Genomic DNA, 24,042 nt, shown 5'->3' with positions numbered 1-24,042 from the left:
AGCACTGCGCGCAGCGGGGGCACAGCGCCCCGATTCCCCGGAACGGCGCAGCACGGCCCGTGCACGCAGTACGCGCACGCGGACGGCGAGCGTCTGGCTACATGGCCCCGAAGCAGCTGGCGGCCTTCGCCGGTTGCCCGCTCGCCGACCTGCAGTCGGCGAGCAGTGAGCGAGCGGCGGATTCGCGTGCCGTCAGTCGGAGTCGGTGGGGTGACCCGGCTCTGCCGAGTCGTCGTCCGGGCGCACACCGCCTCCGAGGGCACGACGCGGACTGCGCTGTTCCGGGTGATGGGTGCTGAGCACGCCGCGGGCCCGCATGTCGTCGAGGTCGGGCAGGCGGACACCGGGAAGTTCGTCGAGGAGATCGGCCTCGGTGGCGCGGATGTGCGCGAGGTCCTGGGGGCCTGTGCCAAGGCTTCGGCGTAGGGTCACGCCGATCATCGTACGGGCGGGAGCGGCCGGATGCCCCCGCGACCTCCCAGTGACGATCAGCGGCCTGCAGGGACAGCAGTCGGAACGCTCCCTTGCCGACCGCCCAAATGCCCATCGTGACCTCGAGGCCGCCGGCCGTGGCACAGCGTCGAGGTCGACGTTTCGCGCTCTACGGGAGGTGCACGGCCTGTCGCTGGCTCAAGCGCGAGCCACATCGTACGAGTTGAAGACCAACGGCGTCCTCGGCACGCTCGTCGAGATGGAGCTCATGGCCGCCAGGCTCCGGCATCGTTCCGTCGGAGTGGTAGTCGAGTCGGCGCACAGTTGACATCGTCCGGCGGCGACGGCCGCTGGTCGCTGACATCGCCGCCTGCGGCGTCGGCAAGCCGGAAATTCCCGCGCCGCGTCGTCCACGGCAGTGCAGACTCGCCCCATGGCGGAGATGCAATTGTTCCTGGACGAGGTCGGCGGCTGGGCGGCGGGGGGTTCCGGAGGGCCGGCGGGTGAGTTGGCTTCGCGACTGGGGATGCGGACCGTCGTGCTGGTGGAAGGCCTGAGTGACCTCGCGGCCGTCGAGACGCTCGCCGTCCGGCGCGGACGTGACCTGGCTGCCGAAGGGGTGTGCGTCGTACCGATGGGTGGGGCGATGAACGTCGGACGCTACGCCGGCCTCCTCGGCCGGCCCGGCCTCGGTCTGCGCCTGACGGGGCTGTGCGACGAGCGCGAGCACGGTTATTACGTCCGTGGCCTGAGGCGGGCGCAGGCGTCGGACCAGGACATCTTCGTGTGTGTTTCCGACCTGGAGGACGAACTCATCCGCGCGTTGGGTACGGAGACGGTCGAGGAGGTCGTCCGGGAGGAGGGCGACTTCCGTGCGCTACGGACCTTTCTGCACCAGCCCGCGCAGCAGGGGCGTTCCCGGCAGCAGCAGTTGCGGCGTTTCCTCGGCACGAAGAAGGGGCGCAAGATCCGCTACGGCACCCTCCTGGTCGAGGCGCTCGATGTCGACGCAGTACCGACGCCGCTCGAAGACCTCTTCGCGAACCTGTGACCTGTTGGGCGAGGGAAGACCCTGACCCAAACGGTCCTTGACGGGCACGTCGTTAATCAGTTGACCGTGCCACGTCGCCTCGGCATGCTCCAGCAGGACCTTTATGAACACCGCTCCCATGCGGACCGCGCGCCCGATCGGTGCGCGGGCCGGTGAGTCAGATGATCGGAGATCCCGAGGAATGCCTCCCCGCCTCGACACGCTTTGCTTCGACGCGCACGACCCCCTCAGTCTCGCGCGCTTCTGGGGCGGCGTCCTCGGCTGGGAGGCGGCCGAGGACTCCCACGACGGCATCGCCATCCTCCCGAGCGACGACACCGGCTTCCAGATCCGGTTCCTTCCGACCCAGGAGCAGAAGACCAGTCAGAACCAGATCCATTTCGATCTGACGAGCACGTCCCTGGAGGACCAGCAGAACACGGTCGCGAAGGCGCTCGAACTCGGCGGCCGGCACCTCGACATCGGTCAGGGCCCCGAGGCGACCCATGTGGTGCTCGCCGACCCCGAGGGGAACGAGTTCTGCGTCATCGCGCCGGGGAACAAGTTCCTCGCCGACTGCGGTTTCATCGGAGCGCTCTCGTGCGACGGTTCGCAGGAGGTCGGGTACTTCTGGAGCAAGGCGCTGGGCTGGCCGTTGGTGTGGGACCAGGATCAGGAGACGGCGATCCGCTCTCCGCACGGCGGCCCGAAGGTCACGTGGGGCGGCCCGCCCCTCCTGCCGAGGACGGGGCGGACCCGGCTCCGGTTCGATCTCGTTCCACCGGCCGACGGCGACCAGCAGACGGAGGTCGACCGCCTCGTCGCCCTGGGCGCGACGCGCCTCGACACCGCTCCTCAAGACGCAGCCGGCGGTGTGGCGATGGCCGACCCCGACGGCAATGAGTTCCGCGTTCTGCCCTCGCGATAGGGCGGCCGGGGCCAGGTGGGGCGGGGGCTGGGGAAAACCCCAGCCCAGGTCTGCGGCCTACCTCAGTGACCAGGCGGCTGCCGGTGCGGGACGGTGAGGGGACGACAATGGCGACCGAGCCTTCGTCGTCCTCGCCGGTCCACAGCCGAAGGAGCCGCCGCCGTGCGCAGTTCCGTACCCCCGCCACACCCCACACGACCCGAGCCATGGCCTACGCTCTCCGGTCGCGCGCTCGCCCTGCCCGCCACTTTCGCCACGGTCTTGATCGCCGCCCTCTCCGTCGCCTTCGTCGTCGCCCCACGCATGCTGGCCGCGGCGAGCGCGTCGGACGGTGCAGGCTTCGCCGACAGACGCGCGCTCGTCGGAGCCCTCCGCGAAGCGTTCGTCGGGTACTGGACTTCCGGCGCCCGGGATCTCTCCCCGGGCATGCAGGACGTTGTCGACTACTGGTTCCGCTACCACGTGGCCAAGGCCGCGATCGCCGCGATCCTGCTGATCGTGCTCGCTGTGATCGGCGTTGCTCTCTGGAAGGCGTTCCTGAGAGCCGGCGCTCGCGGTACGGCCGGCAGGACCGCCATCGCGTCGGCGGGCGTCCTCGTCACGACGCTCGCGCTGTTCGCGCTGGCGACGGTGATGGCCAACATCCAGGGCGCGATAGCGCCCTATGCCTCCCTGCTGCCGATGCTGAACTCCGGCGCCCCCGAGGGACGGCCGGGCGGTGATGCCTCCGAAGCGGCCGCCGGTGCACTCGATCAAGCCAGACAACGCCTCGCCGACTCACTGAGCACGGGCACCCGAACTCCACCTGCGCTGGAGACGATGACCAGCGACTTCGCTCGCTATCACGTGGCCATGGCCGTGATCGCCGCAGTCGTAGCGGTCGCCCTCTTCGCCCTGAGCGTCGTGCTGTGGAAGCGGAGGACACGAACCGAGCCGTCCGACCGGCGGACGAGACGCCTGCTGGGATCGTTCGGAACCGCCTCGGCGCTGCTGTCACTCGTCGTCATCGTCGTCGCCGTGGCCAACACGACGACCGCCGCCGACCCGGAGCCGGCACTCCTGGCCTTCCTCGACGGCGGATGGTGAGGTGCCACTGGACAGCCGATCCATCCACCAGCGAAAGGGAACCTGGGACAATCACCGCATGGGTGCATTAGATGCAGTGGCAGGCAGGGTTGCTGGTGGGGCCACCGTGACGTTCCGCCCCAGCGGCACTTCCATGGTCCCCCTTGTACGCAGTCGGCAGCAGGTGGTCGTTGCTCCGGTCGACCCTGCGAAGCTGGAGGTCGGGGACATCGTGCTCGCCCGTGTCGCCGGGACGGTCTACTTGCACTTGGTGTCGTCTGTGGACCCCGCCAGGAAGCGGGTGCAGATCAGCAACAACCGTGGCCGCATCAACGGTTGGACGAGTCACGATCGTGTCTTCGGTATCTGTGTGGCCGTCGAAGGCGTCACCCGGAACGGAGCCGCGGCCAAGGCACGCACCGCCGGCTCCGACGACTCCTCCTGAGCACGACGCTCCAGCGGCTCTCGGCCGCCAAGCGATGCCCGACGCGGCACGAGCGCTTCGGGCGGTGGCGAGCGAGCGCCGTCGCCACCAGGGCCGCGCCGTGCACCGGAGCCGGTGCGGCGGAGGCGAGCCCGCCGCCCCGTCGGCGACGAACACCACGTCCGAGGCCATGACCTTCATCAGCTCCTTCTGGGGCGGGAGCGGGGCCGAGGCCGCCGGCGGCGACGCGCTGCCATCGCCCGAACGGTGCGTCCGCGTTGCTCCCGGCCGCGTCGGGACCTCGGATGGAACCTGCAGGGGAGTGACCGCCACTCCCACGAGCGCCGTCCGACGACAGGAGCGCAGCCATGTTCGTTCGCACCCTCTACGCCACCGGGGATCCCGCCAACATCGACGCTTGTCTTGACGCGCTCCGCGCCGAGGCCCCGCAGCTGCTGGCCGACCAGCCCGGGTACCGGGGCTTCTCGCTGTTCACCGATCGCGAGCTGGGCAAGATCCTCATGGGGTCCTGGTGGGAGAGCGAGCAGGCGCGGCAGAACAGCGACGATCACCTCAAGGAACGACGCGCGGCCCTCCTGGAACCGTTCGCGCACACCGCGACGGTCGACAATTGGGAGGCAGCGGTGTTCACGCCCACTCCCTCGGTGAAGTCCGGCGCAGGCTTCCGACTGACCCGTTTCGAGGTCGACCCGTCCGGCGTCGATCAGCTGGTCGAGACGTTTCGGAACACCATCCTGCCCAAGGTTCAGGCCATCGCCGGGTTCGAGGGCACGGCGATGCTCGTCGACCGGGCCAAGGGGCAGGGCAGCGTGGGCGCGCTCTTCACCGATCGGGTCGCGATGGTGGCCTCCCGGGGGAAGCAGTCGGCGATCCGCGGCGAGGCGGTCAGCACGACGGGGGTGGCTATCCGCAGCATCGAGGAGTTCGAGGTGATCATGGTCGAGCGCGTGTAGGCCGTTGCGGCTATTGCTCCTTGCCGTTCTTGCTGTCCTCGCCGTGGTAGCGCTGGGCGAGCCGGGCCAGTGCCACCGCGCCGAGCAGGAGGCCGAAGTCGCGCAGCGCGACGTCGTAGTGTCCGGGGATGGTCAGCAGGTTGACGATGATGCCCGCGAGCCATCCGGCCACCAGCCAGCCGCCGAAGCGGGGGGCGAAGGCGACGGCGAGGCCCGCGAGGATCTCGACGACGCCGACGGCGTACATGGCAGCCTGAGCGCTGCCGGGAACGATGTCGTCGATCCACGGCGCCAGGTAGGTGGGCCAGTCGACGAGCAGGTTGGCGAACTTGTCCAGGCCGAACAGGATCGGCGCCACGGTGAACCCGACGCGCAGGATGACGAACGCCTGGTAGCCGGGGTCGGAGAGCGCGGCTCGCCGGCGGGTGGCCGACGTGGTCGCTGTGGTTGCGGATGATGTGGACGACATGACTCCGCCCCTTCTATCGACAACTTCTATTAACAATAGAAGCTCGCAATCCTTCTTTAGTCAATGGTCGTGAGTTTTACACTGGTGTCCGTGGACCCGAAGGAAGTCCCCCACCTCGACGTCTCCGCCGTCGCCGCGCTCGACGAGCCGACCCGCAGGAGGCTGTACGACCACGTCGCACGCCGGCCGGAGCCGGTCAGTCGCGACGAGGCCGCCGCCGCCCTCGGCCTGGCGCGGCAGACGGCGGCCTTCCACCTCGACCGGCTGGCCGACGAGTCCCTGCTCGACGTCGTCTACGAACGGCGCAGCGGCCGCACCGGCCCGGGAGCGGGTAGGCCCGCGAAGCTCTACAAGCGCTCCGGCAAGCAGGTCTCCGTCAGCCTGCCCGAGCGGCACTACGAGCTGGCCGGACGCCTTCTCGCCCAGGCGATGGAGGAATCCGAGGCGACCGGCGAACCGGCTCGTACCGTCCTGTACCGCAAGGCCCACGAGCTCGGTGCGCAGCTTGCCGGGCGGGGCGGCGCAGGGGTGTTCGACCTGCTGGAGCAGTACGGGTTCGAGCCCCGTCGTGACGGTGGCGCCATCGTGCTGGGCAACTGTCCGTTCCACGTGCTCGCCCGCGAGCACACCCAGACGGTCTGCGGAATGAACCTCCACCTGCTCCGCGGCGTCCTGCGAGGGCTCGGCGAAGACGACCTCCAGGCGCGCCCGGCGCCCGGCCCGGGCCTCTGCTGCGTCCGCCTGGAGCCGGCTTCCTCTCCTCCCGAGGCCGCGAGCACCTGACGCGCCCCCCTCGCCGCGGCGGCCCAGGAAGGCAGGTCAGCGTGGGGACTCCTCGGGCTTCCGTCCCCAGGTGGTGAGCATGCCGGCCGACAGCGCGGCACATCCGTCGGAGCCGAGGTAGCGGATCACCTCGTCCACGGTCGCGTCGTCGACGAGGCCGGTGCCGAGCATCGCCGCCCTGCTGCGTTCCCATGTGTCGGCCCAGAAGCGGCTGATGGGACTGCCCGGCAGCAGGGGCGGCACGTGGATCTCGGCGGCGACGGACACCAGCCCCGCCCCGCGCAGCAGGTGCGGGTACGACGGCACCCAGGAGACATCGGTGCCGATCGTGCTCCGCAGCCCCTGCCACATGGCCCGCATCACCGTGGCGTACGGGGAGCCGGGCGCCCGCTCGCTCGTCAGGTCGACCGCGTCGCTGAGCACGAGTACTCCGCCGGGCGCGACGAGTCCGGCCAGTGTCGTGATCAGCCGCTCGTGCTCGGGCAGGTGCATGAGCACGAAGCGTGCGTGGACGAGCTCGAACCGGCCGGGGCCGAAGTCGGGGGCGGTGACGTCGGCCTCCAGTACCTGTAGGCCGGGCGTGGGGCGCCGTCTGAGGAACCGTACGTCGCGGTCCACGGCGAGCACGCTCGCCACTCCGACCTCGTCCAGCAGCCGGCGGGAGACCGTGCCCGTACCGGCGCCGACGTCGAGGCAGCGCCATCCGGGACCGGCCCCGAGCGCCCGCAGCCGCGCCATGGTGATGTCGTCGTAGGCCAGCGCGCCGAAGTCGATGCGCTCGCCCTCGCCCGCCTGCTCGGGCCGGAAGACGGCCTCGCCGTAGCGGCCGCCGGCGCTCGGGTCGGCGGCGGTCACGTCGCAGCCGCCGACGCGATGCCGCGGGGCTCGTCGTCGAATGGACTCATAGCCGGACCTCTTCACACGGTGGGGGCGGTGCAGAGCGGCCCGAGGCCGCCGCGCCACTGATCCTCCACAGGTGACCGCCCGTACGGCCGAGGCGCGCCGCACCTGAGCCGATCGGCCCAGGGTCGTGGCACGCTCCTCTTCAGTCGGCGTCGCTGCTGGTCCCCTGGTGAACGCGCAGCAGTAGGCCGTGCAAGAGCGTCCGCTCCGCGGCGCTCAACGGGGCGAGCACCTCGTCCTGGACGGCGCGCGCCTCGTCGTCGAGGTCGGCCAGGAGGGCACGCCCGGAAGGTGTGAGGGAGACGGAGACGCGGCGACGATCCCGTGGATCGCGCGCACGAGCGACGTGGCCGGCGGCGGCCAACTGGTCGACCACCTTGGCGATGTCGCTCGCGTCCACGCCCAGCCGTACGACGAGATCACGCTGGACGTGCGGCCCGAAGTCCGACAGCGCGGCGAGGACCGCCATGTCCCAGAGGCGCAACCCGCGTTCGGCCAGCCGCGCACCCAGCCGGCTGCGGGCGGTCTTGCCGACCCGCGAGAGCAGGTACGTGCTCAGGTCGAGCAGCGTCGGGGGAGTGGATTGCCCTGAAGCCATGAGACAAGTCTAGGTGTAGACCTACAGTGGGTGTGCACCCACTATTTCGATCGGGCGAACCAATGCCCGTACCCCGAGGAGCATTTGCCGTGGACGCTCTGCACCCCCGCCTGCTCGTCACCCGCTTCTCCGAGTGCTTCCACTTCTACCGGGCGATCCTGCCGCCGCTGGCGGGCGCGAAGCTGGTGAAGGGCTCGCCGGAGGGTCCGTACGCCCACTGGGACGTCGAGAGACAGGGCCTGTTGTCGCTCTTCGACCGCGGCGCGATGGCCGCCGCTGTAGGAGCGGCCGGCCTTCCGTCCGAACACGGTCCCGCGCAGGACGCGACCATGTTCGTGCTGCGCGTCGACGACGTCGACAAGGCGGTGGCCCTCTGCGTGCAGAGCGGCGGCACCCTCGTCGTCGGACCGACCGATCGTCCGGAATGGGGCCCGAATCTCCGAAGCGCCCATCTGCGCGACCCGGAGGACCGCCTGATGGAGCTTCAGTCGTACTGAGGGGCCACCGCGTGTGCGCTCGCCAGGTCACGAGGCTGTGGTGGACGGCGCGGCACATCCGCTCGATGGTGGCGATGTCCTCGGCGTGGTTGAACGCCTGAACCGCGATCCCGATGTCGAAGCGCTGCTCGAAGGGCGCATCTCGGCGTCCACGCAGAGCCGCGCTCTTCGTGCTGGCATCGCACGGGACTTGGTGCGAGGGAGGAGTGTCCTCGAGCCGATACGCTGCGCGAAACCTACGACGAGCCGCCGGAAGGCATCATGACACGCACCCCCAGGCCGACGCCCGAAGCGATACTCGCCGTACTTCCCGAACTCGCCCCCCACGCGCGCGACGCTGTCCTGCTCCATCCCGAGCGGGCAGAGCCGGGCTGCCGGAGCAGTTCGATCGGCGGACCGCTGTTGTGGCCGAGCGACGAACCGTGGCCCGAGTGCGACCTGCCCGACGAGAACGACCCCATGGGCGTGCTCGCCACCGCCATGGTGCCGGTGGCGCAGATCCTCCGGCGTGACGCGCCGGGACCCTGGTGGCCCGCCGACGTCGACCTCCTGCAGATCCTCTGGTGTCCCAATGAGCACTGGGATCCTCCGGGCCGGCAGGCCGACGGCAGCCCAGTCGTCGAGCTGCGATGGCGCCGTGCCGCTGACGTGGTCGGTCCGGTGACGGTTCCGCCGTCGCCGTCGCGGTACGACGAGGACTGCTACCTGCCCGAGGCGTGCACCATCAGCACCGAGCACGTGACCGACTTCCCCTTCCGTGAGGAGCTGCCGACGAAACTCCGCCCGCGCCTGCAGGAATTGGTCCGCGAGACCGGCGACGGCGGTGACGTCGTCACCCGCCTCGCCGGGTGGAAACTCGGCGGCTGGCCGACCTGGCACCTGACGCACCCCACAGTCCTTTCTTGCGGTGACTGTGGCACGGCGATGACGCTCCTGTTCACCGTGGCCAGCGACGACGAGACGGGGGTGGTTGTCGGCCGTTGGGGAGACCTGCGCATCTTCACCTGCCCGGCCGACCACCGCCACGCCTTCCAGGTAGACCTGCACTGACCGGGGCGCCGGCTGCCATGGTGGCGAACGGGTTTGTCCGGACTGGTCCCCAGGAGCCCAAGGCGGCCGATACCGTTGTGGGGCAGATCCGTTCCACGCCCCACGGAGGCCTACATGAGCGAGCAGCCGGCCCCCGCCGACACCGCCCGGCAGCAACTGGACCCCAAGGCTGCCGACGCGGTACGTGCGTACGCCGCCCGAACCCGGGCCAATGCCGACCAGTTCGCCGCCGTCCTGGAGGACATCGCCACCAACGGCCTGCCCTCGGTGGAGGACTGCGCGCCGTGGGAGGAACTGCGCGAGGCCCACCTCGTCCGGCTCGCCACCCAGCGCCCGGCCGTCGCCTGATGCCTCCGCCGCAGCAGGGCCGGGGCCGCGCCCGGATCGCGTTCTCCGACTCGGCCGCCAAGCAGCTGGAGGCGATCACCAGCGAGGCCGCGGTCCACGCCCTCGACCGCGCCCTGGTCGTCATCTCCGTCGACCCCGAAGCCGGCACTCCGATCCCCGGCGGCGCCTCGGCCCCTCAACTGCGCCAGTACGCAGACGAGGTCGAGCACGTCCGCGTCCTGTACTTCGTCACCACACTCCGCACCGTGGTCGTCGTCGCATACATCGAGGTTTAGGCCGCGACTCCTTGCGCGAGCGCCGCGCGCCGCGACAAGCCGGAGGTCCATTCGGTCCACTCACTCCGGCTACGAGTCCCTCTCCCGGCGCATCACGGCGCCGGCCACGGCGCGGAGCACACGCACGTACGGCGACCAGCGCGCCGGGCGTCGCAGCACGCCGGTGCAGGCGAGTTCGGCACGGTCGAGGCCGTCCTCCAGGCAGGCGTCGTGCAGTGGGCGCCATGCCAGGGGCCAGGTCAGCCGGGCCAGGCCCCTGGGCGCCATGGTGAGGGTGTGGTGCAGTCGCGTGCGGTCCGGGCCGGCGGGGAGCACGGCCAGTTCATGGAAGCCGTGGAAGCCTCGGGGCCCGGTGAACTCGAAGCGGACCCAGCGCCCGGGCGCGTACCCGGCCACGGTGTAGCGCACCGGTCCGTGGCCGCCCACCGCGCCCGGCCCCAGCGGACGGTCGAACTGCATCGGCGACCAGGCTGCGCCCGGCCAGAGCCGGTCGCCCTCCCCGCTCGCCAGGGTGTCGATGAGCGCGCCCACCTCACTTTCCTTCGCGGGCAACAGGCGCTCGTGCACGTTGTGGACGCCCATGCGTCCTCCCCTCCAGAGTATTGGAGACCTCTCTCCAATTAATTGGAGGGTACTCTCTGATTCATGGCGCGACCACCCCGCTTCGACACGGACCAGCTTCTCGACGCCGCCGTCCGCCTCGCGGCCTCCGGCGGACCCGCCGCCGTGACCATGTCGGCCGTCGCCCAGGCCGTCGGCGCCCCCAGCGGCTCCGTGTATCACCGCTTCGCCGGGCGCGCGGCGCTGCTCGCAGAGGTGTGGCTGCGCACGGTGGAGCGTTTTCAGGAGGGCTACTCCGCCGTCCTGACCGGCGAGCCCGACCCCCGACGGGCGGCCCGCGCGGCGTCCCGGCACGTGGTGGCCTGGTGCCGCGAGAACCCGGACGAGGCGGCCCTCCTCCTCTACGGCGCGGCCGACTTCGGCCGTGCCGACTGGTCCGAGGAGCACGCCCGACGCGCGGACTCCGGCAACAACCGAGTGTTCGCCGCCCTTGCCGCCCTCGCGGAAGCCCTGGGCGCCCAGGACGAACAGGCCCGGGACCGCATCGCCCTGGCGCTCATCGACCTCCCGCTCACCGTGGTCCGCCGCCACCTCCGCGCGGGCACCCCCCTGCCCCCGCACGCCGAAGACCTCACCGAACACTGCACGGCGGCACTACTGGGCTAGGCCCAGAACCAGACCAAAACACCATGCAGAAGAGCAGGTTGGCCAGCAATGATCAGCGCATGGACGACCTTTCGCGATTCCTAGTCGCACGCATTCATGAGGACAACCACGCCTACGCCTACGTGTCCGACACCATCGGAAGCGAGGCCCTCCTCGACAGCCATCTACCCATGCTCGATCTGATAGAGATGCTGGCGAACGATTACGCAAGCATGGACACCTCGGACGCACGCTCGTCCGGCCTCGCACACGCCCTGCGTGTCCTTGCACAGTCGTACGCGACACATCCCGCCTACCGTCAGGAATGGCGTCCGTAGGCCTTCGAGGATCGCGTGGCGGAGGGGGTGGTCGAGGCGGACTCGTCGTGGGCTGGACGAGGCGCTCCGTGAGTGGGAGAACGGCGGCAAGGGTGCCGTCGCCTGTGGATCCTGCGGCCAGGAAACCCCGCGCCGCCAACACGCCCCGCCGCTGCACCGTGATGGACGAGCCCGGCTCTGGAACGGAGATCGTCGAGCGGTAGGCTCGTGCCGCAACACGGCGCGAAGGGGAGTATGAGTGGCGCGGGTTGCGGTGATCGGTGGAGGTATCAGCGGGCTGGGGACGGCGCTCATGCTTGGGCGGCGAGGTCACAGAGTCACGCTGTTCGAACAGGACGAACGGCAAGCCGGCGAGGACCTGGACGGGGACTTCTTCCGCTGGGACAGGCCCCGAGTCCCGCAGGCCGCCCAACCCCACTCGCTGCTCTCGCCCGTACGCACCGTCCTGCGTACCGAGGCCCCCGATGTGTACGCGGACCTGTTGGCGCGGGGAGCGCGGGAGCACCACGACTTCGACTGGTTCGGCGAGCATCCGCCGCACCGTGCCGGGGACGAGGACCTGGTCACTCTGCGCACCCGCCGGATCGTCCTCGAAGCCGCGCTGACCGCGGCCGTGCGGCGGGAGCCCGCCGTCGAGGTGCGCCGAGGCCGCCGGGTGAGCGGCCTCGTCATCGAGGAGGGCCGTCCCGCGCGGGTCACCGGCGTACGAGTGGGCGCCGCAACCCACCCGGCGGACTTCGTCGTCGACACGTCCGGTCGTCGCTCGCCCGTGCCCGCCTGGTTGACCGAGGCCGGCTGCCGCCCGCCCGTCTTGGACAGCCACCGCGCGGGAATCGCCTACCTGTGCCGCTGGTACCGCCTGCGCGATGACGGACCGCGAGACCCCGGGCGGGTGAAGACCGCCTCTGCCGCACCGTACGCGTTCGCCGGCGTCTTCCCCTCCGACAACGACACGTTCGCGGTGAGCGTGGTGCTCTCCACGGGTGATCCGACCCGGGGCGCGCTCACCGACCCCGACGTGTTCGAGGCCGTAGCCCGCCGCTTTCCCGCTTCCGCCGCCTGGCTCGCCCTCGCCCCCGAACCGTGCACCGCCGTGCTGGGGATGGCAGGCCTGGACAACCGCTGGACCACCCTCGCCGACGCGGACGGACCTGTCGTCACCGGACTGGTCAACGCCGGGGACAGTCTCATCCACACCAATCCCACCTTCGGCCATGGCGTGGCTCTTGGTCTGCGTGCCGCCCAGTACCTCGCCGCCCACGCCGATCGGATCGCCGCGGACCCGATGGTCTACCACGCGTGGACGGTCGAGGCCCTCCGCCCGTGGTTCGACGCGCAGGTGACGGCCGACCGCGCCGACGAGCAGCGCCTCGCCGAGGCTTCACCGCCCTCGGACCGGCGGGCCGCCGCCCGGGCCGCCTGCGCTTTCGACGATCCCGTGGTCATGCGAGCCCGCGCCCAGGTACGCCACCTCCTGCGCCTGCCCGACGAGGCCTACGGCGCCGACGAAGTCGACCGTCACGTCAGCAAGTGGCTCGCCGCCCGCCCCGACTTCACGCCGCAACACGACGGCCCGACCCGGGAACAGTGGGAGGCGCTCATCCCGGGCTGAGTGCCGACCGGCAGCTCACCTCGGTGTGCGACGCCCTCGGCCGGGTACAGCGGGGTCAGGATCAGGACGCGGCCGTCGGTGGCGTACTGGGCTCCCGATGCGGCGCGTCCTGAGGGGGCGCCGTCCAGCTGGTCAGGAGCTGGAGGGCCTGGGCAGTTGGGGAGGCCGGGTCGACGTTGTAGACGCAGAGCGTCTGGTCCGTATCGCCGGGAGCCTGGAACGACTCGTAGGAGAAGCGGAGTTCGCCGACGAGAGGGTGGTGATAGTGCTTCTCGCCATGGGTGCGCCGCAGTACGCGGTGGTCGTTCCACCAGGCGGTGAACTCCGGGCAACGCAGGGTGAGTTCGCCGACGAGGTCGGCGAGCTGCTTGTCGTGCGGGTTGCGGCCGGCGTCGAGGCGGAGCATGGCGACGGTCTCCGCGGCGATCCGCTCCCAGTCCCCGACGCGTTCGCGGGCCTCGGGGTCGAGGAGGTAGTAGCGGGCCAGGTTCCGGCTGGGCGCAGGCAGCGCGTCGAAGTCGGTGAGGACCTCGCGGGCGAGGCGGTTGGCCGCCAGGACGTCGGTGCGCCGGCCGAGCACGAACGCGGGTACGTGCTCGAGGGTATGGAGCATCAGGTGCAGTCCGGGGCGGACCCGTTGCGGACTGGTCGGGCCGCGGCGCGCTGCGGTGGGGCGCGAGAGGAGGTCGGTGAGGTGCTCGCGTTCGGAAGGGTCGAGCCGGAGGGCGTTGGCGAGGGCTTCGACGACTTCGGGGGAGGGGTTTCGCGCGCGGCCCTGTTCGAGCCGGGTGTAGTACTCGGTGCTGACACCCGCGAGCCGGGCGGCCTCGTCGCGCCGCAGGCCGGGCACCCGACGAACGCGTCCGTCGGCAGGTAGCCCCGCCTGCTCGGGAGTGATCCTGCCTCGGCGTGAGCGGAGGAAATCGGCGAGCTCGCCACCACGGTCTGCCATGGCTTCAGTGTGACGAACCGGAGTGGGTGTGTGTGAGGGGAAGGGTGGCCCTGCCAGTACCAGTTCCGTCGGTACCTGCCCGGACAGGGCACTTCTCGGCGGCCCGCGACAGGGCGGCGGCTGGTGTTCTGGATGTGGGCGAACGGCCGGACGGCCCGACCCCGTAACTCACCTCACCACCCCGAAAGGTGTCCACCATGACCACGCAGACCTCTGCTCGTCCCCTCTCCGGCCGCGTCGCGGTCATCACCGGCGCTTCGAGCGGTATCGGAGAGGCATCGGCCGAGCACCTGGCCGAGCTGGGCGCCGAAGTCGTCGTCCTGGCGCGGCGTGCGGACCGGCTGGACCAGTTGGTCGCCCGGATCGAGAAGAACGGCGGACAGGCTCTCGCCCTCGCGGTCGACGTGACCGACGCGGAGGCGGTACGGGCCGCGGCCGACCGGGTCACGTCCCGATTCGGCGGCGCCGACCTGCTGTTCAACAACGCGGGCGTCATGCTGCCGGCCCCCGTCGAGGAGCTGGCCACCGGCCAGTGGCAGCACCAGATCGACCTCAACGTCTCCGGCCTGATGAACGTCATCGGCGCTTTCACCCCGCAGCTCGTCGAGGCCGCCGCGGAACGCGGAGTGGCCGACCTGATCAACACCTCGTCGATCGCCGCGCAGAACATCTTCCCCAACTTCGCGGTCTACTCCGCCACGAAGGCGTACGTCACCCACCTCTCCCGGCACCTGCGGGCCGAGCTGGGCGCGAAGAACGTCCGCGTCTCGGCGATCGAACCCGGCATCGTCGGTACGGAGCTGCAGAGCCACGTCACCGACGAGGGCGCGCTCGCATGGCTGGAAGGCTCCAAGGAGACGATGGAGTGGCTCACGCCGGAGGACATCGCGCAGACGGTGGCCTTCGTCGCGTCCCTTCCGCCGAGGGCCAACCTCCAGCAGGTCACGATCATGCCGACCGCCCAGGCGGCTTGATCTCCGGGCGCCGCCGGCTCCGCCCCGCGGGTGGCGCCGGCGGCCGGGCGGGCCCGGCCGGGGCGATTGGCAGCCGCTCGCGCGAGTGCGGGGCGGGCAGCAGCCGACCGACCGAAGCTCAGATGTGGGCCCGGATCTGCTTCACGGGATGCCCGAGGGCGGCTGCCACCGCGCTCAGCTCGGCATCGGTGAACCAGGTACGTTCCGGGTTCCAGACGGCGATCTCGAACCGGGCGAAGCCACAGGGCCAGTCGTAGTTCAGCGCGTCCAGGGTGGTTCGTTCCCGGCAACACGGAGTCTCGATCGCAAGGGTGGCGAAGCCGTCGTCGCAGTGGGCTTCGAGCAGGTCTCCCCACCACTGCGTATCGATCGACGCCCGGCACAGGGGACAGCCGATTCTCCCCAGGTTGCCCCCGCAGTCCACGGCGGTCACCGCGTCGTTCCACGTCACGTCGATCTCCACGTCGACTCCGTCGGGAACACCGGGAGCCAGCTTTTCGACCAGCGATGCCGCACGATGCGCGGCATCGCGGTCGGGCTGCCACTCCGGGTCGGTCGGGATGACGGACAGGACATCGTCGCTCACAGCGCCCCCACCTGGTCAGATGCAGCGCAACGCCGCTGCGTGATGCTATCGAAGGTCCGCTTGGGCCGGGGCCCACCGACATGGGACATGGGCCCGAGGCGGACTCGCTTGCGCGCTGCAACTGGCAGAGCCAACGCCGAGCCACGCGGGTCTCCCCATGAGAGGCTGGACGGCATGGGGGCAGCATTGGGCGATCACGAATCTCGGGAGTTCCTGGCAGGAATCCGCGTTGGCGACATCTGCGGGGGGACGGTCGCAGAGATCACGGGGCGTCAGGGGGTGACGGTCACCCTGGACGGATTCTCCGCGCGTCCACTGGGGATCGTCTGGCCTTTGGACATTTCCTGGAGAGGGGATCCGCACCTGGCCGTGAAGGTCGGCCAACGGATCACCGCAGAGGTGACCGCGATCGATCTGGACACGCACCACGCCCGGCTGGCCATGACCGCCACCGAGAATCCGGAACTCTGGGCGTTCCTGAAATCACGTCACCGCGGCGAGATACTGTCCGGCACGATCGCGGCCATCGAACGGTTCGGGGTGTTCGTGGGACTGGACGACGGTCCCGACCATCCTGTGTTCCCCGGCGTCGGGTTCATCACGATTCCCGAACTGTCGTGGCGACGCGTCGAAGCGCTTTCGGACGTCGTTCAGGTCGGGCAGCGCGTCTCGTGCGAGTTCCTTCAGTTCGACACATGGCACGGAGAGGCCAGACTGTCCCTGAAAGGGACTCAGCCGGACCCCTTCCAGGCCTTCGCCGACAGAGTTGCGATCGGGCAGACGGTACAGGGGCAGGTCACCAAGCTGGTCCCGTTCGGCGTTTTCGTGCAGGTCGCCGACGGCGTTGAGGGACTCGTCCATCTCGCCGAACTCACCTCGACGCCCGTGGCGACTCCGGAGGATGCCGTGGAGGCGGGTGACGAGGTGACCGTCGTCGTCACGGACATCGACCGAGTGCAGCGCAAACTGAGCCTCTCGCGACGACAGGTGTCATCTGACTCGCTGTGACACGAACGTTTGCGGTCACAGCACCAGCGGGCCCGGTCAGCGCCCTATGCCGTAGATCTTCGGCGCCGGAGTCGGTCGGGTTCGGGACAGCTTCGCGGCCGTGCCGCGGGCCGTCTCGAAGGCTACGACCGGGTTCCCGCTCTTGCGCCAGCACTGGGCGCCGCACCACGGTCCGATGAGGCGGAACTGCTCGAGGGCGCGGGCGTACATCATCGATCGGACCATGTAGTGCGCAAGGAGGTGGCGCAGGGCCGGCAGGCGCTCGTCGTCGGGTGCGACCTGTTCGAACGAGGCGGCGACCCGCTTCAGCAGGCGCCTCATCAGGGGCGTGACGGGCTGCGCAAAGGTGGCGGGCCGATAGATGAGCTCGTCCAGCGCGTGCAGGTAGATCCCGGCGAGGGGGCTGCCGGGCGGGGCCTTGCGGACCGCCTGCCGGGCGAACCGCATCATCCGCCGGTCGCTGCCGAACCACTTGGCACACCAGTACTGGAGGGCCTGCCAGTGGCCCTCGTAGTGGTGGGGCGCTCGGGCGACGAGCCCTTCCCAGAGTGGCTTGAACTGCGCGCGGCGGTACTGAGCTCCGCGCGCTGCCGTGATCATGACGACCCAGGGGCCTGGGTTCGCGGGGTCGAGCAGCGCGGCCTGTCGCGCCTCCTCGATCGCGGCCGGGAGCATGGCGCGGAAGCGGTTCATGTCCGACGTCATGACCTCGTGGGCGTACCCGCTGCCCCGGATCTCCCAGGCCTGGTGGACCATGATGCTCGCGTGAAGGGTGGCCGCGTCGCAGTTCCCGGGCTCGGCGGCGCGCCAGGCCTCGAGCCAGGCGTCGTCCTCCCCGGCCACGTGCTGCAGGAGCTCCAGCCGGGACCAACGCTCGTCCCAGTCCTCGCCCGCGGCCTGGACGTACCGCTCGGCGGGCTTCCAGTCACCTGCCCATGCGGCGTCGGCCACGGTCTGTCGCTCCTCCGTCCGGTGTGCCGGCGGGGGCGGGCCGGCGTGCCGCGAGTCGAGCTGGGCGCGGGGCGGAAGGTCGTAGTCGGGCGCCACGAAGTGCTTCCCGACCCAGTCGGCGGTACGGCGGATGACGAAGTGGTGGAGCGCGAGGAGGAGCGCGCCGATCGCAAGGACGGGGATCACGGTCACGGCGGGGATCTTTCCCGAACCGATCACCCTCCGCAATAGTCCAGGCCAACGAAAAGGTGAGGTCAGAACGGCGCCCAGGGGTACGTCCCTTGGCCGGCTCGAGGGGCTGGTGACGCTCAGCTAGCGTTCCCTGGGCGCGTGCGTGGCAGTCGTGAGGGCTCACTGCGCCCCGGGTGCAGCCGCTCGTCGGTGGTTGCGGACGGCGGCCTTCGCTCGGGAGGCGTTCAGGCCCTGCCGTCGTTGGCGGTGGCCTGGCAGAGGCCGGCCACGCCGGGCCGGCGGACCGATGGATCACGGGCATCCGCACCCTTCGTTCCCGCCCACTTGTGCCACCAGGTATCTTGCAGCGCATGGAACCAGGTGATTCGACCAAGCAGGCCCGGGCGGCCGCCCAGCTGCGCAAGGGCGTCCTGGAGTACTGCGTACTCGCCCTGATGCGGGACCGACCCCGCTACGGCGTGGAACTCCTCCATGCCCTGGAGGAATCCGGTGCTCTGGCCACCAGCCAAGGCACGGTCTACCCGCTGCTGTCCCGGCTCCGCCGCGACGACCTTGTCACCACGACCTGGCAGGAGTCCGCCTCCGGACCACCCCGTCGCTACTACGCGCTCACCGACAGCGGCCGCGCCGCGCTCGACGAGTTCACCCGCGTCTGGCCCGGCTTCCGCGATGCCGTCGACACCTTCCTGACCACCCCGCACCCCTTCACCGGAGACCACGCATGAAGACCTCTGCCGATCTCGTCAGCGACTACCTCTCCGCCGTCGAGCGCGAGGCCTCCGCGCTCCCCGCGGACCGTCGCGGGGAACTTCTCGCCGACCTCACCGAGCACATCGAGGTGTCGTGCGCCGAACGCCCCGACGCCTCGATCGGCGAGGTCCTGGCGGAGTTGGGGGATCCCCGTACCATCGCGGCGACGGCGCTGTCCGAGGCGGGAGGGACGGGAGAGGTAGCAGCCGGGGCCGCCGGGGCTCAGGCTCGGGGCGGTGCCGGGGCGCCTGTGCGGCGCGGCAAGGTGCACCCGCTGGTCCCGCTCTTGATGCTCACGCTCTCGATGCCCTTCATGATGGTCTTCACCGCCGCCCCCGGTCAGCTCTTCGGCGTCCTGTTCCGTGTCATCGGCGCGGTACTCGTGTGCACCTCGGTGCACTGGACCGCCGTCCAGAAGACCACCGGCGTCCTGCTCGCCGCCGTCCTGCCGAGTGTCATCATCGCCACCTGGAACCTGTCCACCGGTGGCCCGGAGGCAGGCTCCCCGGCCCTCCTGGCCAACCTGGCGATGCTCGCCCTGATGTCCGGCGCGGCAGCGTGGCTCTGGCGGGTCCGCCGCGGCTGAGCGCGGCAGCGTCCCGCCCCCGGCGCCCTGTTCGCCGGGCCCGGCATCGTGACTCCCCATCAGCCGATCTGCAGGGGCGCGGCATGGGTCTACGGTGAGTTCATGCCTCACGACATCGCACGCTTACATCACGTCGGCCACGTGGTCAGTGACATGACACAGGCCATGACGCTCTACCGGCGGCTCGGATTTCACGTTCCGCCGCCCAGTGTGCCGGCGCTGGCACCCCGTGAAGGTGCCGCGCCGGAGCCCTTCGGAGCCGCGAACACCCACGCCGAACTCTCGCGGAGCTTCGTCGAGTTGGTGACTCCGGTGCAGCCCGGGACCATGGCCGGCCTGCCCCCGGACGCAAGGATCGTTCCGCTCCAGGCACCTCCGGAGAAGCTCCCCCTGGTCCAGTCGCGGATCGAGACGGCCAGCGCCCAACTCGGCGGATGGCGCGATCGCTTCGAAGGCCTCCACATCCTCATGTTCTCCTCACCGGACGTTGACGGCACAGGGAACCGGCTCAGCGCTGCGGGTGTCGGACACGGTGGCGTGAACACCGTCGGCCGACCGGTCGAGACCCCCGACGGTGTGCGCACGGAGCCCGTTCGCTACCTGGAGATCGACGGTGCGCCGGAAGGTCGGGTCGGTGTCGTTGCCGACTTGGATCCGGAATTCCAGCACGCCCGTCACCTCGACCACCCCAACGGTGCACGGGACCTCGTAGAGGCGGTCCTGTGCGTACCTGACGGACAACTCCCCCTGTTCCGCCAGCGGTACGAGCGGTACCTTGGCCGGCCGATCTCCGCAGAGGGCCCGGTGACACTCCTGACCGAGGCCGACCTCCCGGGCCTGCTGCCGGGCGAGGATCCGCGCGCAGCCCCGGCGCTCGTCGCCTTCACAGTGGCCGTCCCCGACATTGCCCGTGTGCGTGCGCTGCTTTCGGAGAACGGGCTGCCCGTGCGCGAAACGGCCCGAGGGGAGCTCTTCGTTCCGGCCGATGCGACCCTCGGCGCAGCTGTGATCTTTCGAGAGGTCTGAGAGAGGGGCTGGAGGAGCGTCATCAATGGCTGTGTACGCGACTTCGGATCGGACCTCCGGGCACATGGCGTCGGCGACCGACGCCGCCGGGCCCCGGGACTACGCGCCTCCGGGTAGCGCACGAGGATGCTCCACGAGCCGACGAGCCTCGGCGGTGACTTCGGCGTCGACCTGGGCCAGTGTCCTGTCGCCGTATTCGAGGATGTCGTACTCGTCGTCCAACGCGGCGAGTTGTTCGACGAAAGGCACGCTGTGCCCGAAGCGCTGGTGGATCCAGAAGGTCAGCTCGCGCGGCGTCAGCTCGCCGGCCAGCATTCGGGCGGCAAGCGCCCGCACGGCGGCTTCCTGTCCGGCAATGCTGCCGACCGGGTAGAAGGTGAGCCCCAGTTCGTCGAGTGCCGGAGGGAGGAGGTCGGGTACGTCGTGATCCGCCTCCGCCCGCGTACAGGCGGCGAGGATGCGCAGCGCCGGGCTGTCGAGTCCGGCGACGAGCGCGTCACAGGCGGTGCCTACGACCTCGTGGGCACGGATCTCGCTCATGCTCCAGAGGGCGGCATGGTCCTGCAGCGTGCGAGCTGCTGCTGATTCGGCCGTGTTCATCCGTTCATGATCCGAGGGCAGGACGGCCTGGTCGAGGATTTTCAGCTGCCCCTCGGGGTTGGCCCCCGGAGTCGCCGCGAAAACCCGTTGGCGGACCGCGTCGGCCGCTGCTACTTTCGCGGAGGCCGTGCGAGAGAACGAGGAGGTGGTACCCGTGAAAACAGTTTCGACATGGGTGCTCCCCTCCGGGGTCACGGTCGGGCGATAGGTCGTCCGGGAGCGCCGTCCATGGCACTCCCGAAAGGCACGACCATGAACTTCACTTCTGAGCAGCGTCTCGACGACGGAGTCCTCGAGCGCGAATTCACCCTCGGTGAGATCCCCGGCATCCTGTGGACGCCCACATCCGTACCGGCGTCCGCATCGGCATCGACGTCCACGTCTGCGTCCGGACCGGTGCCGCTGATTTTGATCAGCCCTCCGCCCCTCGGTCTGCGCAAGATGTACCCCCGGCTGGCGGGGCGGGCCCGGTACTACGCGGCGAAGTACGGCTTCGCCGCGGCCACCATCGAGCTCCCGGGGGCCGGTGACCGACCCCGATGGGACGCCGTCGAGCAGGCCCGCGCCGACCTGCGTCGGGTGATGGAGACCGGCGCGCCGGTCGGCGACGAGCTCATCGACGCCCTCATCCTCCCGCTCGTCGAAAGGTCGGTCCCGGAATGGCAGGCCGCTCTGGACGCCCTCCTGTCGCTGCCGGAGATCGGCGGCCCGGTCGGGTACGAGGGGGGAGTGATCTCCATCGGCGTCCGGCTCGCGGTGGTCGAGCCGCGCATCGTGGCCGCCGGGTTCTTCGCCGGGAGCCTCGTGCCCGCGGCGATGTACGAGGAGGCCAGCCGCGTCACCATTCCGCTGCATGTCCTGCTGCAATGGGACGACGAAGGCGACGACCGGCAGGCGTCCCTCGACCTGTTCGACGCCTTCGGCTCCAAGGAGAAGACCCTGCACGCCAATCTCGGCGGGCACACCGGCGTCCCTCAGTTCGAGCTCGAAACCGGGGCCCGTTTCTTCGCCCGGCACCTGAAGTGAGCCCGGGCCGCCAGGCCGGCAGCAGAAAGTAAGGGGTGTCGGTCAGAGCGCCACTCATCGAGGAGGCCCCGGCGAGAGCTGAGAAAGCGAGGGCAGCGAAAGCCCACGGTGTGTCGGCAGGACGATCGAGGCGCCGCGCTACCAGTCTCTGACGGATTCCACCCCGGAGATCAGGCTGTCGCGGGCTTCGCCGAAGTCAGGGCCGTGAGGGACGTCGGTCTCGTTCACGATGTGGTCGAGGGCGGCGAAGAGTTCCTCGCGCTCGACGGTTTCGATGAAGCCCGATCGGCGGTCGAGCCGGTTGAACTCCTCGCCGTAGGCGCGCCCGATTTCCTCCAGGCGCTTCGGTCGGACGGCCGTGGGTTCGTCGGCGAGTGCCTGAAGGATCGCCTTCCGTGTCGCCTTGTACTGGGTGACCGCCCGCTTGTAGGTGGTAGCGCTGATGTGCTCGCGGCCGTCCCAGTCGCGCAACGGGTTGTTCCGGTTCTCCTCGATCCACTCGGGCTTGCGGGCCCGGAGAACGGACACGTAGGTACCTGCGGGAATCTCGTGTCGCCAGGTGCGGCGCATTGGCGCGGCGTACGCGGCAGGGACGCTGTGGAGGTCGACTGATTCCAGCTTCGGTACGCATTGCGGTCGAAGGAGGTCTTCTCCGGTCATCCCGAACAGGTCGTCGATGCTGATGCCTTGGAGTGAGGTCAGTCGGTTCAGCTCGCCGGCGGCGGAGAGGAGTCCCAGGCGTCCGTACAGATGAAGGCGGGTCACCTCCGGGAATCGCTGGACGAGTTGAGCGCAATCGAGGGCTTCGATGTCTCTGATCGTCAGCTGCGTGATCTCCGCGCGTGGCTCGGCCGGCCGGCCGAGGAATTCGTTGACCGTCTCTCCGGTGTACTCCGCCTTCCAGGCCACGACCGGGTCCTCGCGGAGGCCGCTGTCCCACCGCCGCTGGCGAGCGAGCTGGTCACCCAGGTGCCATCCGGCGCCCAGCTGTTCGACGGTTCGTCATGGAGCAGGCGCATCGCCCCGACGACCTTGTGGCTGCGGGGGAGGCCCCACTGATGGTTGCAGAAGGACAGCGCGCCGTTCCACGCGTGGTGGGTCAACCTGAGCGGGACGACATCGCCGAGGTCGGCCACGGAGAACGGCTCGGAGCCGGACCAGTCCAACTCGAGCACGGCTGCCGTCTGCGAATCGGCATCGAGTCGGACTATCTGCGCGACCGTCCACTCCCCAAGAGCCCGCGAATGCGCGGCCACGACATCGCCGACCGTGAGTGGCCTCGGCGGCGCGGCCTGCTTTCGATTCGACTCCCTCACCGAAGCACCTTCATCCTCGTCATGCCTGGGCGGAGTCGCCCAGGAGGAACCGGTCGATCTCGGCGGGGGTCCCGTCCGTGAGGTCCGTCGGCGTGAGCGTCAGGACATCACGTCGGTGGTTACGGATCTCCAGCCAACTGCCGGGCAGGGCTTCGGACAGCAGCTGGATCCCCCGTTCCAGCATCGATCGCGGGTAGACCTTGAACGCCTTCTCCCGTACCGAGTTCGCGCCCCGCAGGTCGAATTTCAGATCGATCACGGGAAAGGGCTCACGGTCCCAGGTGGTCGACGGCATCGAGCCGCGCCCTTGGAGTCGCGCCTCGACGAATGTCTCGCTGTCCTCGTCCGAGATCTCGCAATCGAGGATCGGGATGGCCTTGCCGAGCCTGCCCCCGTACCGGTTGCGACACAGCGAGGGGGCACAGAACAGCACGTGATCGAACTGGCCGATGGGAGAAGGCAGCGGCACCTTGTGGTGGGAGTGGCCGTCGAAGGCCAGCTCGAGGCGAGGGCGGACGAAGTCGAGGAACGCCGCGATGCTGCGCGGATCGTGGCCGGGCTTCTTCACCACGAAGTGCAGGCCCCGGCGCTCGTCCTCGCTCAGGACCACGTAGTCGTAGAAGGGACCGGGCCCGGCCGCGAAGTCGTGGAACTTCGCGAACACCCCGTCGTATCCCTCGACCTGCTCATAGCCCGCCCAGTAGGCGTCCCAGGCGCCCTCGTATCTCTTCTCCTCCTGCGCCCGCATCACGTCGAGCAGCTTGTCGTCCGCAGTGGCATCGGCGGAGGCCGCGGTCGTCTCCGTGGCGGCGCCCGACGCGACCTCGACGTACCCCTGGCGTCTCTTCTCGCTGACCTTCCTGCCGAAGTGACGCTTGGCGTGCGCCTCGTCGTCGAGCGTCATGCTCGACCCCTGAGTCCGGCCGCCCACCTGCCCCCAGGACATGTGGCAGCGGATGCCGTCGCGGCTGATCTGCCAGTACCGCACGACGCCACCGCTGCTCTTCTCGAAGCGCTGCGTCTCCACGCTGCCTCCCTCACCTCCGCGACCGACATCCGGATGATGCCACGACCAGCGGATCTGACCGCCTCCCGGTCACCTCAAGGGCAGGACAGGCACAGCAGATGTCGTGCGTACGAGCC

General features: G+C 70.0%; 30 protein-coding genes. 20 read left to right on the top strand and 10 right to left on the bottom strand.

Annotation, left to right across the window (positions count from 1 at the left end):
- Nucleotides 1–186 precede the first annotated feature (186 nt).
- The 6 genes from R2D22_RS01160 to R2D22_RS01135 all read left to right on the top strand — a co-directional run bounded on the left by R2D22_RS01160 (nt 187) and on the right by R2D22_RS01135 (nt 4,853).
- The gene (locus tag R2D22_RS01160) at nt 187–426 is read left to right on the top strand and encodes a hypothetical protein (protein ID WP_318100259.1); all 240 of its coding nucleotides are present in this window, start codon (nt 187–189) and stop codon (nt 424–426) included.
- Nucleotides 427–865: 439 nt separating this feature from the next.
- The gene (locus R2D22_RS01155) at nt 866–1,483 is read left to right on the top strand and encodes a TOPRIM nucleotidyl transferase/hydrolase domain-containing protein (protein ID WP_318100257.1); all 618 of its coding nucleotides are present in this window, start codon (nt 866–868) and stop codon (nt 1,481–1,483) included.
- A gap of 181 nt (nt 1,484–1,664) precedes the next feature.
- Complete coding sequence (locus R2D22_RS01150; protein WP_318100255.1) at nt 1,665–2,390, top strand: VOC family protein; 726 nt, start codon at nt 1,665–1,667, stop codon at nt 2,388–2,390.
- A 261-nt stretch (nt 2,391–2,651) separates the two neighbouring features.
- The gene (locus R2D22_RS01145) at nt 2,652–3,476 is read left to right on the top strand and encodes a hypothetical protein (RefSeq protein WP_318100253.1); all 825 of its coding nucleotides are present in this window, start codon (nt 2,652–2,654) and stop codon (nt 3,474–3,476) included.
- A 133-nt stretch (nt 3,477–3,609) separates the two neighbouring features.
- Nucleotides 3,610–3,900, top strand: coding sequence for a S26 family signal peptidase (locus tag R2D22_RS01140; protein ID WP_318100252.1), 291 nt, complete (start codon nt 3,610–3,612; stop codon nt 3,898–3,900).
- Nucleotides 3,901–4,247: 347 nt separating this feature from the next.
- A complete protein-coding gene (locus tag R2D22_RS01135; protein ID WP_318100250.1) occupies nt 4,248–4,853 on the top strand; it encodes an antibiotic biosynthesis monooxygenase in 606 nt (201 codons plus the stop codon).
- Between the two features lie 10 nt (nt 4,854–4,863).
- Here R2D22_RS01135 and R2D22_RS01130 read toward each other — a convergent pair whose 3' ends face one another.
- Nucleotides 4,864–5,322: a hypothetical protein gene (locus R2D22_RS01130; RefSeq protein WP_318100248.1), complete on the bottom strand. Its 459-nt coding sequence runs from the start codon at nt 5,320–5,322 to the stop codon at nt 4,864–4,866.
- A 63-nt stretch (nt 5,323–5,385) separates the two neighbouring features.
- On the opposite strand from R2D22_RS01130, the gene R2D22_RS01125 reads away from it, so the two are divergent.
- Nucleotides 5,386–6,105 (top strand): helix-turn-helix transcriptional regulator, encoded by a 720-nt coding sequence (locus R2D22_RS01125; RefSeq protein ID WP_318100246.1) that lies wholly within the window; start codon nt 5,386–5,388, stop codon nt 6,103–6,105.
- Between the two features lie 36 nt (nt 6,106–6,141).
- Here the strand turns inward: R2D22_RS01125 and R2D22_RS01120 are convergent, their stop codons facing one another.
- Together R2D22_RS01120 and R2D22_RS01115 are read right to left on the bottom strand one after the other, a co-directional pair.
- The gene (locus R2D22_RS01120; RefSeq protein ID WP_318100244.1) at nt 6,142–6,960 is read right to left on the bottom strand and encodes a class I SAM-dependent methyltransferase; all 819 of its coding nucleotides are present in this window, start codon (nt 6,958–6,960) and stop codon (nt 6,142–6,144) included.
- Between the two features lie 190 nt (nt 6,961–7,150).
- Entirely contained in the window at nt 7,151–7,606 is a 456-nt protein-coding gene (locus R2D22_RS01115) for a MarR family winged helix-turn-helix transcriptional regulator (protein WP_318100242.1), read from the bottom strand.
- Nucleotides 7,607–7,695: 89 nt separating this feature from the next.
- On the opposite strand from R2D22_RS01115, the gene R2D22_RS01110 reads away from it, so the two are divergent.
- The 4 genes from R2D22_RS01110 (at nt 7,696) to R2D22_RS01095 (ending at nt 9,776) form a co-directional block, all read left to right on the top strand.
- Nucleotides 7,696–8,103, top strand: a complete 408-nt coding sequence (locus R2D22_RS01110; protein ID WP_318100241.1) for a VOC family protein — start codon at nt 7,696–7,698, stop codon at nt 8,101–8,103.
- Nucleotides 8,104–8,364: 261 nt separating this feature from the next.
- A complete protein-coding gene (locus R2D22_RS01105; protein ID WP_318100240.1) occupies nt 8,365–9,153 on the top strand; it encodes a YwqG family protein in 789 nt (262 codons plus the stop codon).
- 114 nt (nt 9,154–9,267) lie between these two features.
- The gene (locus R2D22_RS01100; RefSeq protein ID WP_318100239.1) at nt 9,268–9,501 is read left to right on the top strand and encodes a hypothetical protein; all 234 of its coding nucleotides are present in this window, start codon (nt 9,268–9,270) and stop codon (nt 9,499–9,501) included.
- Entirely contained in the window at nt 9,501–9,776 is a 276-nt protein-coding gene (locus R2D22_RS01095) for a hypothetical protein (RefSeq protein ID WP_318100238.1), read from the top strand. Before R2D22_RS01100 ends, R2D22_RS01095 begins: the two co-directional genes overlap by 1 nt.
- 69 nt (nt 9,777–9,845) lie before the next feature.
- Here R2D22_RS01095 and R2D22_RS01090 read toward each other — a convergent pair whose 3' ends face one another.
- Complete coding sequence (locus R2D22_RS01090) at nt 9,846–10,358, bottom strand: SRPBCC family protein (protein WP_318100236.1); 513 nt, start codon at nt 10,356–10,358, stop codon at nt 9,846–9,848.
- Between the two features lie 63 nt (nt 10,359–10,421).
- Between R2D22_RS01090 and R2D22_RS01085 the strand changes: the two genes are divergently transcribed.
- The 3 genes from R2D22_RS01085 (at nt 10,422) to R2D22_RS01075 (ending at nt 12,932) form a co-directional block, all read left to right on the top strand.
- Nucleotides 10,422–11,003, top strand: a complete 582-nt coding sequence (locus tag R2D22_RS01085) for a TetR/AcrR family transcriptional regulator (RefSeq protein ID WP_318100234.1) — start codon at nt 10,422–10,424, stop codon at nt 11,001–11,003.
- Nucleotides 11,004–11,026: 23 nt separating this feature from the next.
- Nucleotides 11,027–11,320: a DUF6221 family protein gene (locus R2D22_RS01080; protein ID WP_318100232.1), complete on the top strand. Its 294-nt coding sequence runs from the start codon at nt 11,027–11,029 to the stop codon at nt 11,318–11,320.
- Nucleotides 11,321–11,612: 292 nt separating this feature from the next.
- A complete protein-coding gene (locus R2D22_RS01075; RefSeq protein ID WP_411976957.1) occupies nt 11,613–12,932 on the top strand; it encodes an NAD(P)/FAD-dependent oxidoreductase in 1,320 nt (439 codons plus the stop codon).
- A 61-nt stretch (nt 12,933–12,993) separates the two neighbouring features.
- On the opposite strand, the gene R2D22_RS01070 is transcribed toward R2D22_RS01075, so the two are convergent.
- Nucleotides 12,994–13,884, bottom strand: coding sequence for a helix-turn-helix transcriptional regulator (locus R2D22_RS01070; protein ID WP_318100228.1), 891 nt, complete (start codon nt 13,882–13,884; stop codon nt 12,994–12,996).
- A 197-nt stretch (nt 13,885–14,081) separates the two neighbouring features.
- On the opposite strand from R2D22_RS01070, the gene R2D22_RS01065 reads away from it, so the two are divergent.
- Nucleotides 14,082–14,858: an SDR family oxidoreductase gene (locus tag R2D22_RS01065; protein WP_318100226.1), complete on the top strand. Its 777-nt coding sequence runs from the start codon at nt 14,082–14,084 to the stop codon at nt 14,856–14,858.
- Between the two features lie 118 nt (nt 14,859–14,976).
- On the opposite strand, the gene R2D22_RS01060 is transcribed toward R2D22_RS01065, so the two are convergent.
- Nucleotides 14,977–15,444, bottom strand: coding sequence for a hypothetical protein (locus R2D22_RS01060; RefSeq protein WP_318100224.1), 468 nt, complete (start codon nt 15,442–15,444; stop codon nt 14,977–14,979).
- Between the two features lie 174 nt (nt 15,445–15,618).
- Between R2D22_RS01060 and R2D22_RS01055 the strand changes: the two genes are divergently transcribed.
- On the top strand, nt 15,619–16,452 hold the full coding sequence (locus R2D22_RS01055) for a S1 RNA-binding domain-containing protein (protein WP_318100223.1): 834 nt from the start codon (nt 15,619–15,621) through the stop codon (nt 16,450–16,452).
- A 36-nt stretch (nt 16,453–16,488) separates the two neighbouring features.
- Here R2D22_RS01055 and R2D22_RS01050 read toward each other — a convergent pair whose 3' ends face one another.
- Complete coding sequence (locus tag R2D22_RS01050; RefSeq protein WP_318100221.1) at nt 16,489–17,595, bottom strand: hypothetical protein; 1,107 nt, start codon at nt 17,593–17,595, stop codon at nt 16,489–16,491.
- Between the two features lie 350 nt (nt 17,596–17,945).
- Between R2D22_RS01050 and R2D22_RS01045 the strand changes: the two genes are divergently transcribed.
- From R2D22_RS01045 to R2D22_RS01035, 3 genes are all read left to right on the top strand, one after another.
- Nucleotides 17,946–18,320 (top strand): PadR family transcriptional regulator, encoded by a 375-nt coding sequence (locus tag R2D22_RS01045; protein ID WP_318100219.1) that lies wholly within the window; start codon nt 17,946–17,948, stop codon nt 18,318–18,320.
- The gene (locus R2D22_RS01040; protein ID WP_318100218.1) at nt 18,317–18,931 is read left to right on the top strand and encodes an HAAS signaling domain-containing protein; all 615 of its coding nucleotides are present in this window, start codon (nt 18,317–18,319) and stop codon (nt 18,929–18,931) included. Before R2D22_RS01045 ends, R2D22_RS01040 begins: the two co-directional genes overlap by 4 nt.
- Before the next feature lie 102 nt (nt 18,932–19,033).
- Nucleotides 19,034–19,957 carry a VOC family protein gene (locus R2D22_RS01035; RefSeq protein ID WP_318100217.1) on the top strand — a complete coding sequence of 308 codons (924 nt, stop codon included), beginning with the start codon at nt 19,034–19,036 and terminating at the stop codon, nt 19,955–19,957.
- Nucleotides 19,958–20,056: 99 nt separating this feature from the next.
- Here the strand turns inward: R2D22_RS01035 and R2D22_RS01030 are convergent, their stop codons facing one another.
- A complete protein-coding gene (locus R2D22_RS01030) occupies nt 20,057–20,752 on the bottom strand; it encodes a hypothetical protein (protein WP_318100215.1) in 696 nt (231 codons plus the stop codon).
- 57 nt (nt 20,753–20,809) lie between these two features.
- On the opposite strand from R2D22_RS01030, the gene R2D22_RS01025 reads away from it, so the two are divergent.
- Nucleotides 20,810–21,583 carry an alpha/beta hydrolase gene (locus R2D22_RS01025; protein ID WP_318100213.1) on the top strand — a complete coding sequence of 258 codons (774 nt, stop codon included), beginning with the start codon at nt 20,810–20,812 and terminating at the stop codon, nt 21,581–21,583.
- A 138-nt stretch (nt 21,584–21,721) separates the two neighbouring features.
- On the opposite strand, the gene R2D22_RS01020 is transcribed toward R2D22_RS01025, so the two are convergent.
- Both R2D22_RS01020 and R2D22_RS01015 read right to left on the bottom strand, forming a co-directional pair.
- Entirely contained in the window at nt 21,722–22,492 is a 771-nt protein-coding gene (locus R2D22_RS01020) for a hypothetical protein (RefSeq protein ID WP_318100212.1), read from the bottom strand.
- 426 nt (nt 22,493–22,918) lie between these two features.
- Entirely contained in the window at nt 22,919–23,926 is a 1,008-nt protein-coding gene (locus R2D22_RS01015) for a WGR domain-containing protein (RefSeq protein WP_318100211.1), read from the bottom strand.
- Nucleotides 23,927–24,042 lie beyond the last annotated feature (116 nt).

The organism is Streptomyces sp. HUAS YS2, assembly GCF_033343995.1.
In the GTDB taxonomy this organism is placed as follows: Bacteria; Actinomycetota; Actinomycetes; order Streptomycetales; family Streptomycetaceae; genus Streptomyces; species Streptomyces solicathayae.
The sequence above is the reverse complement of the archived record's forward strand: the minus strand, read 5'-3'. Positions and strand labels throughout refer to the sequence as shown.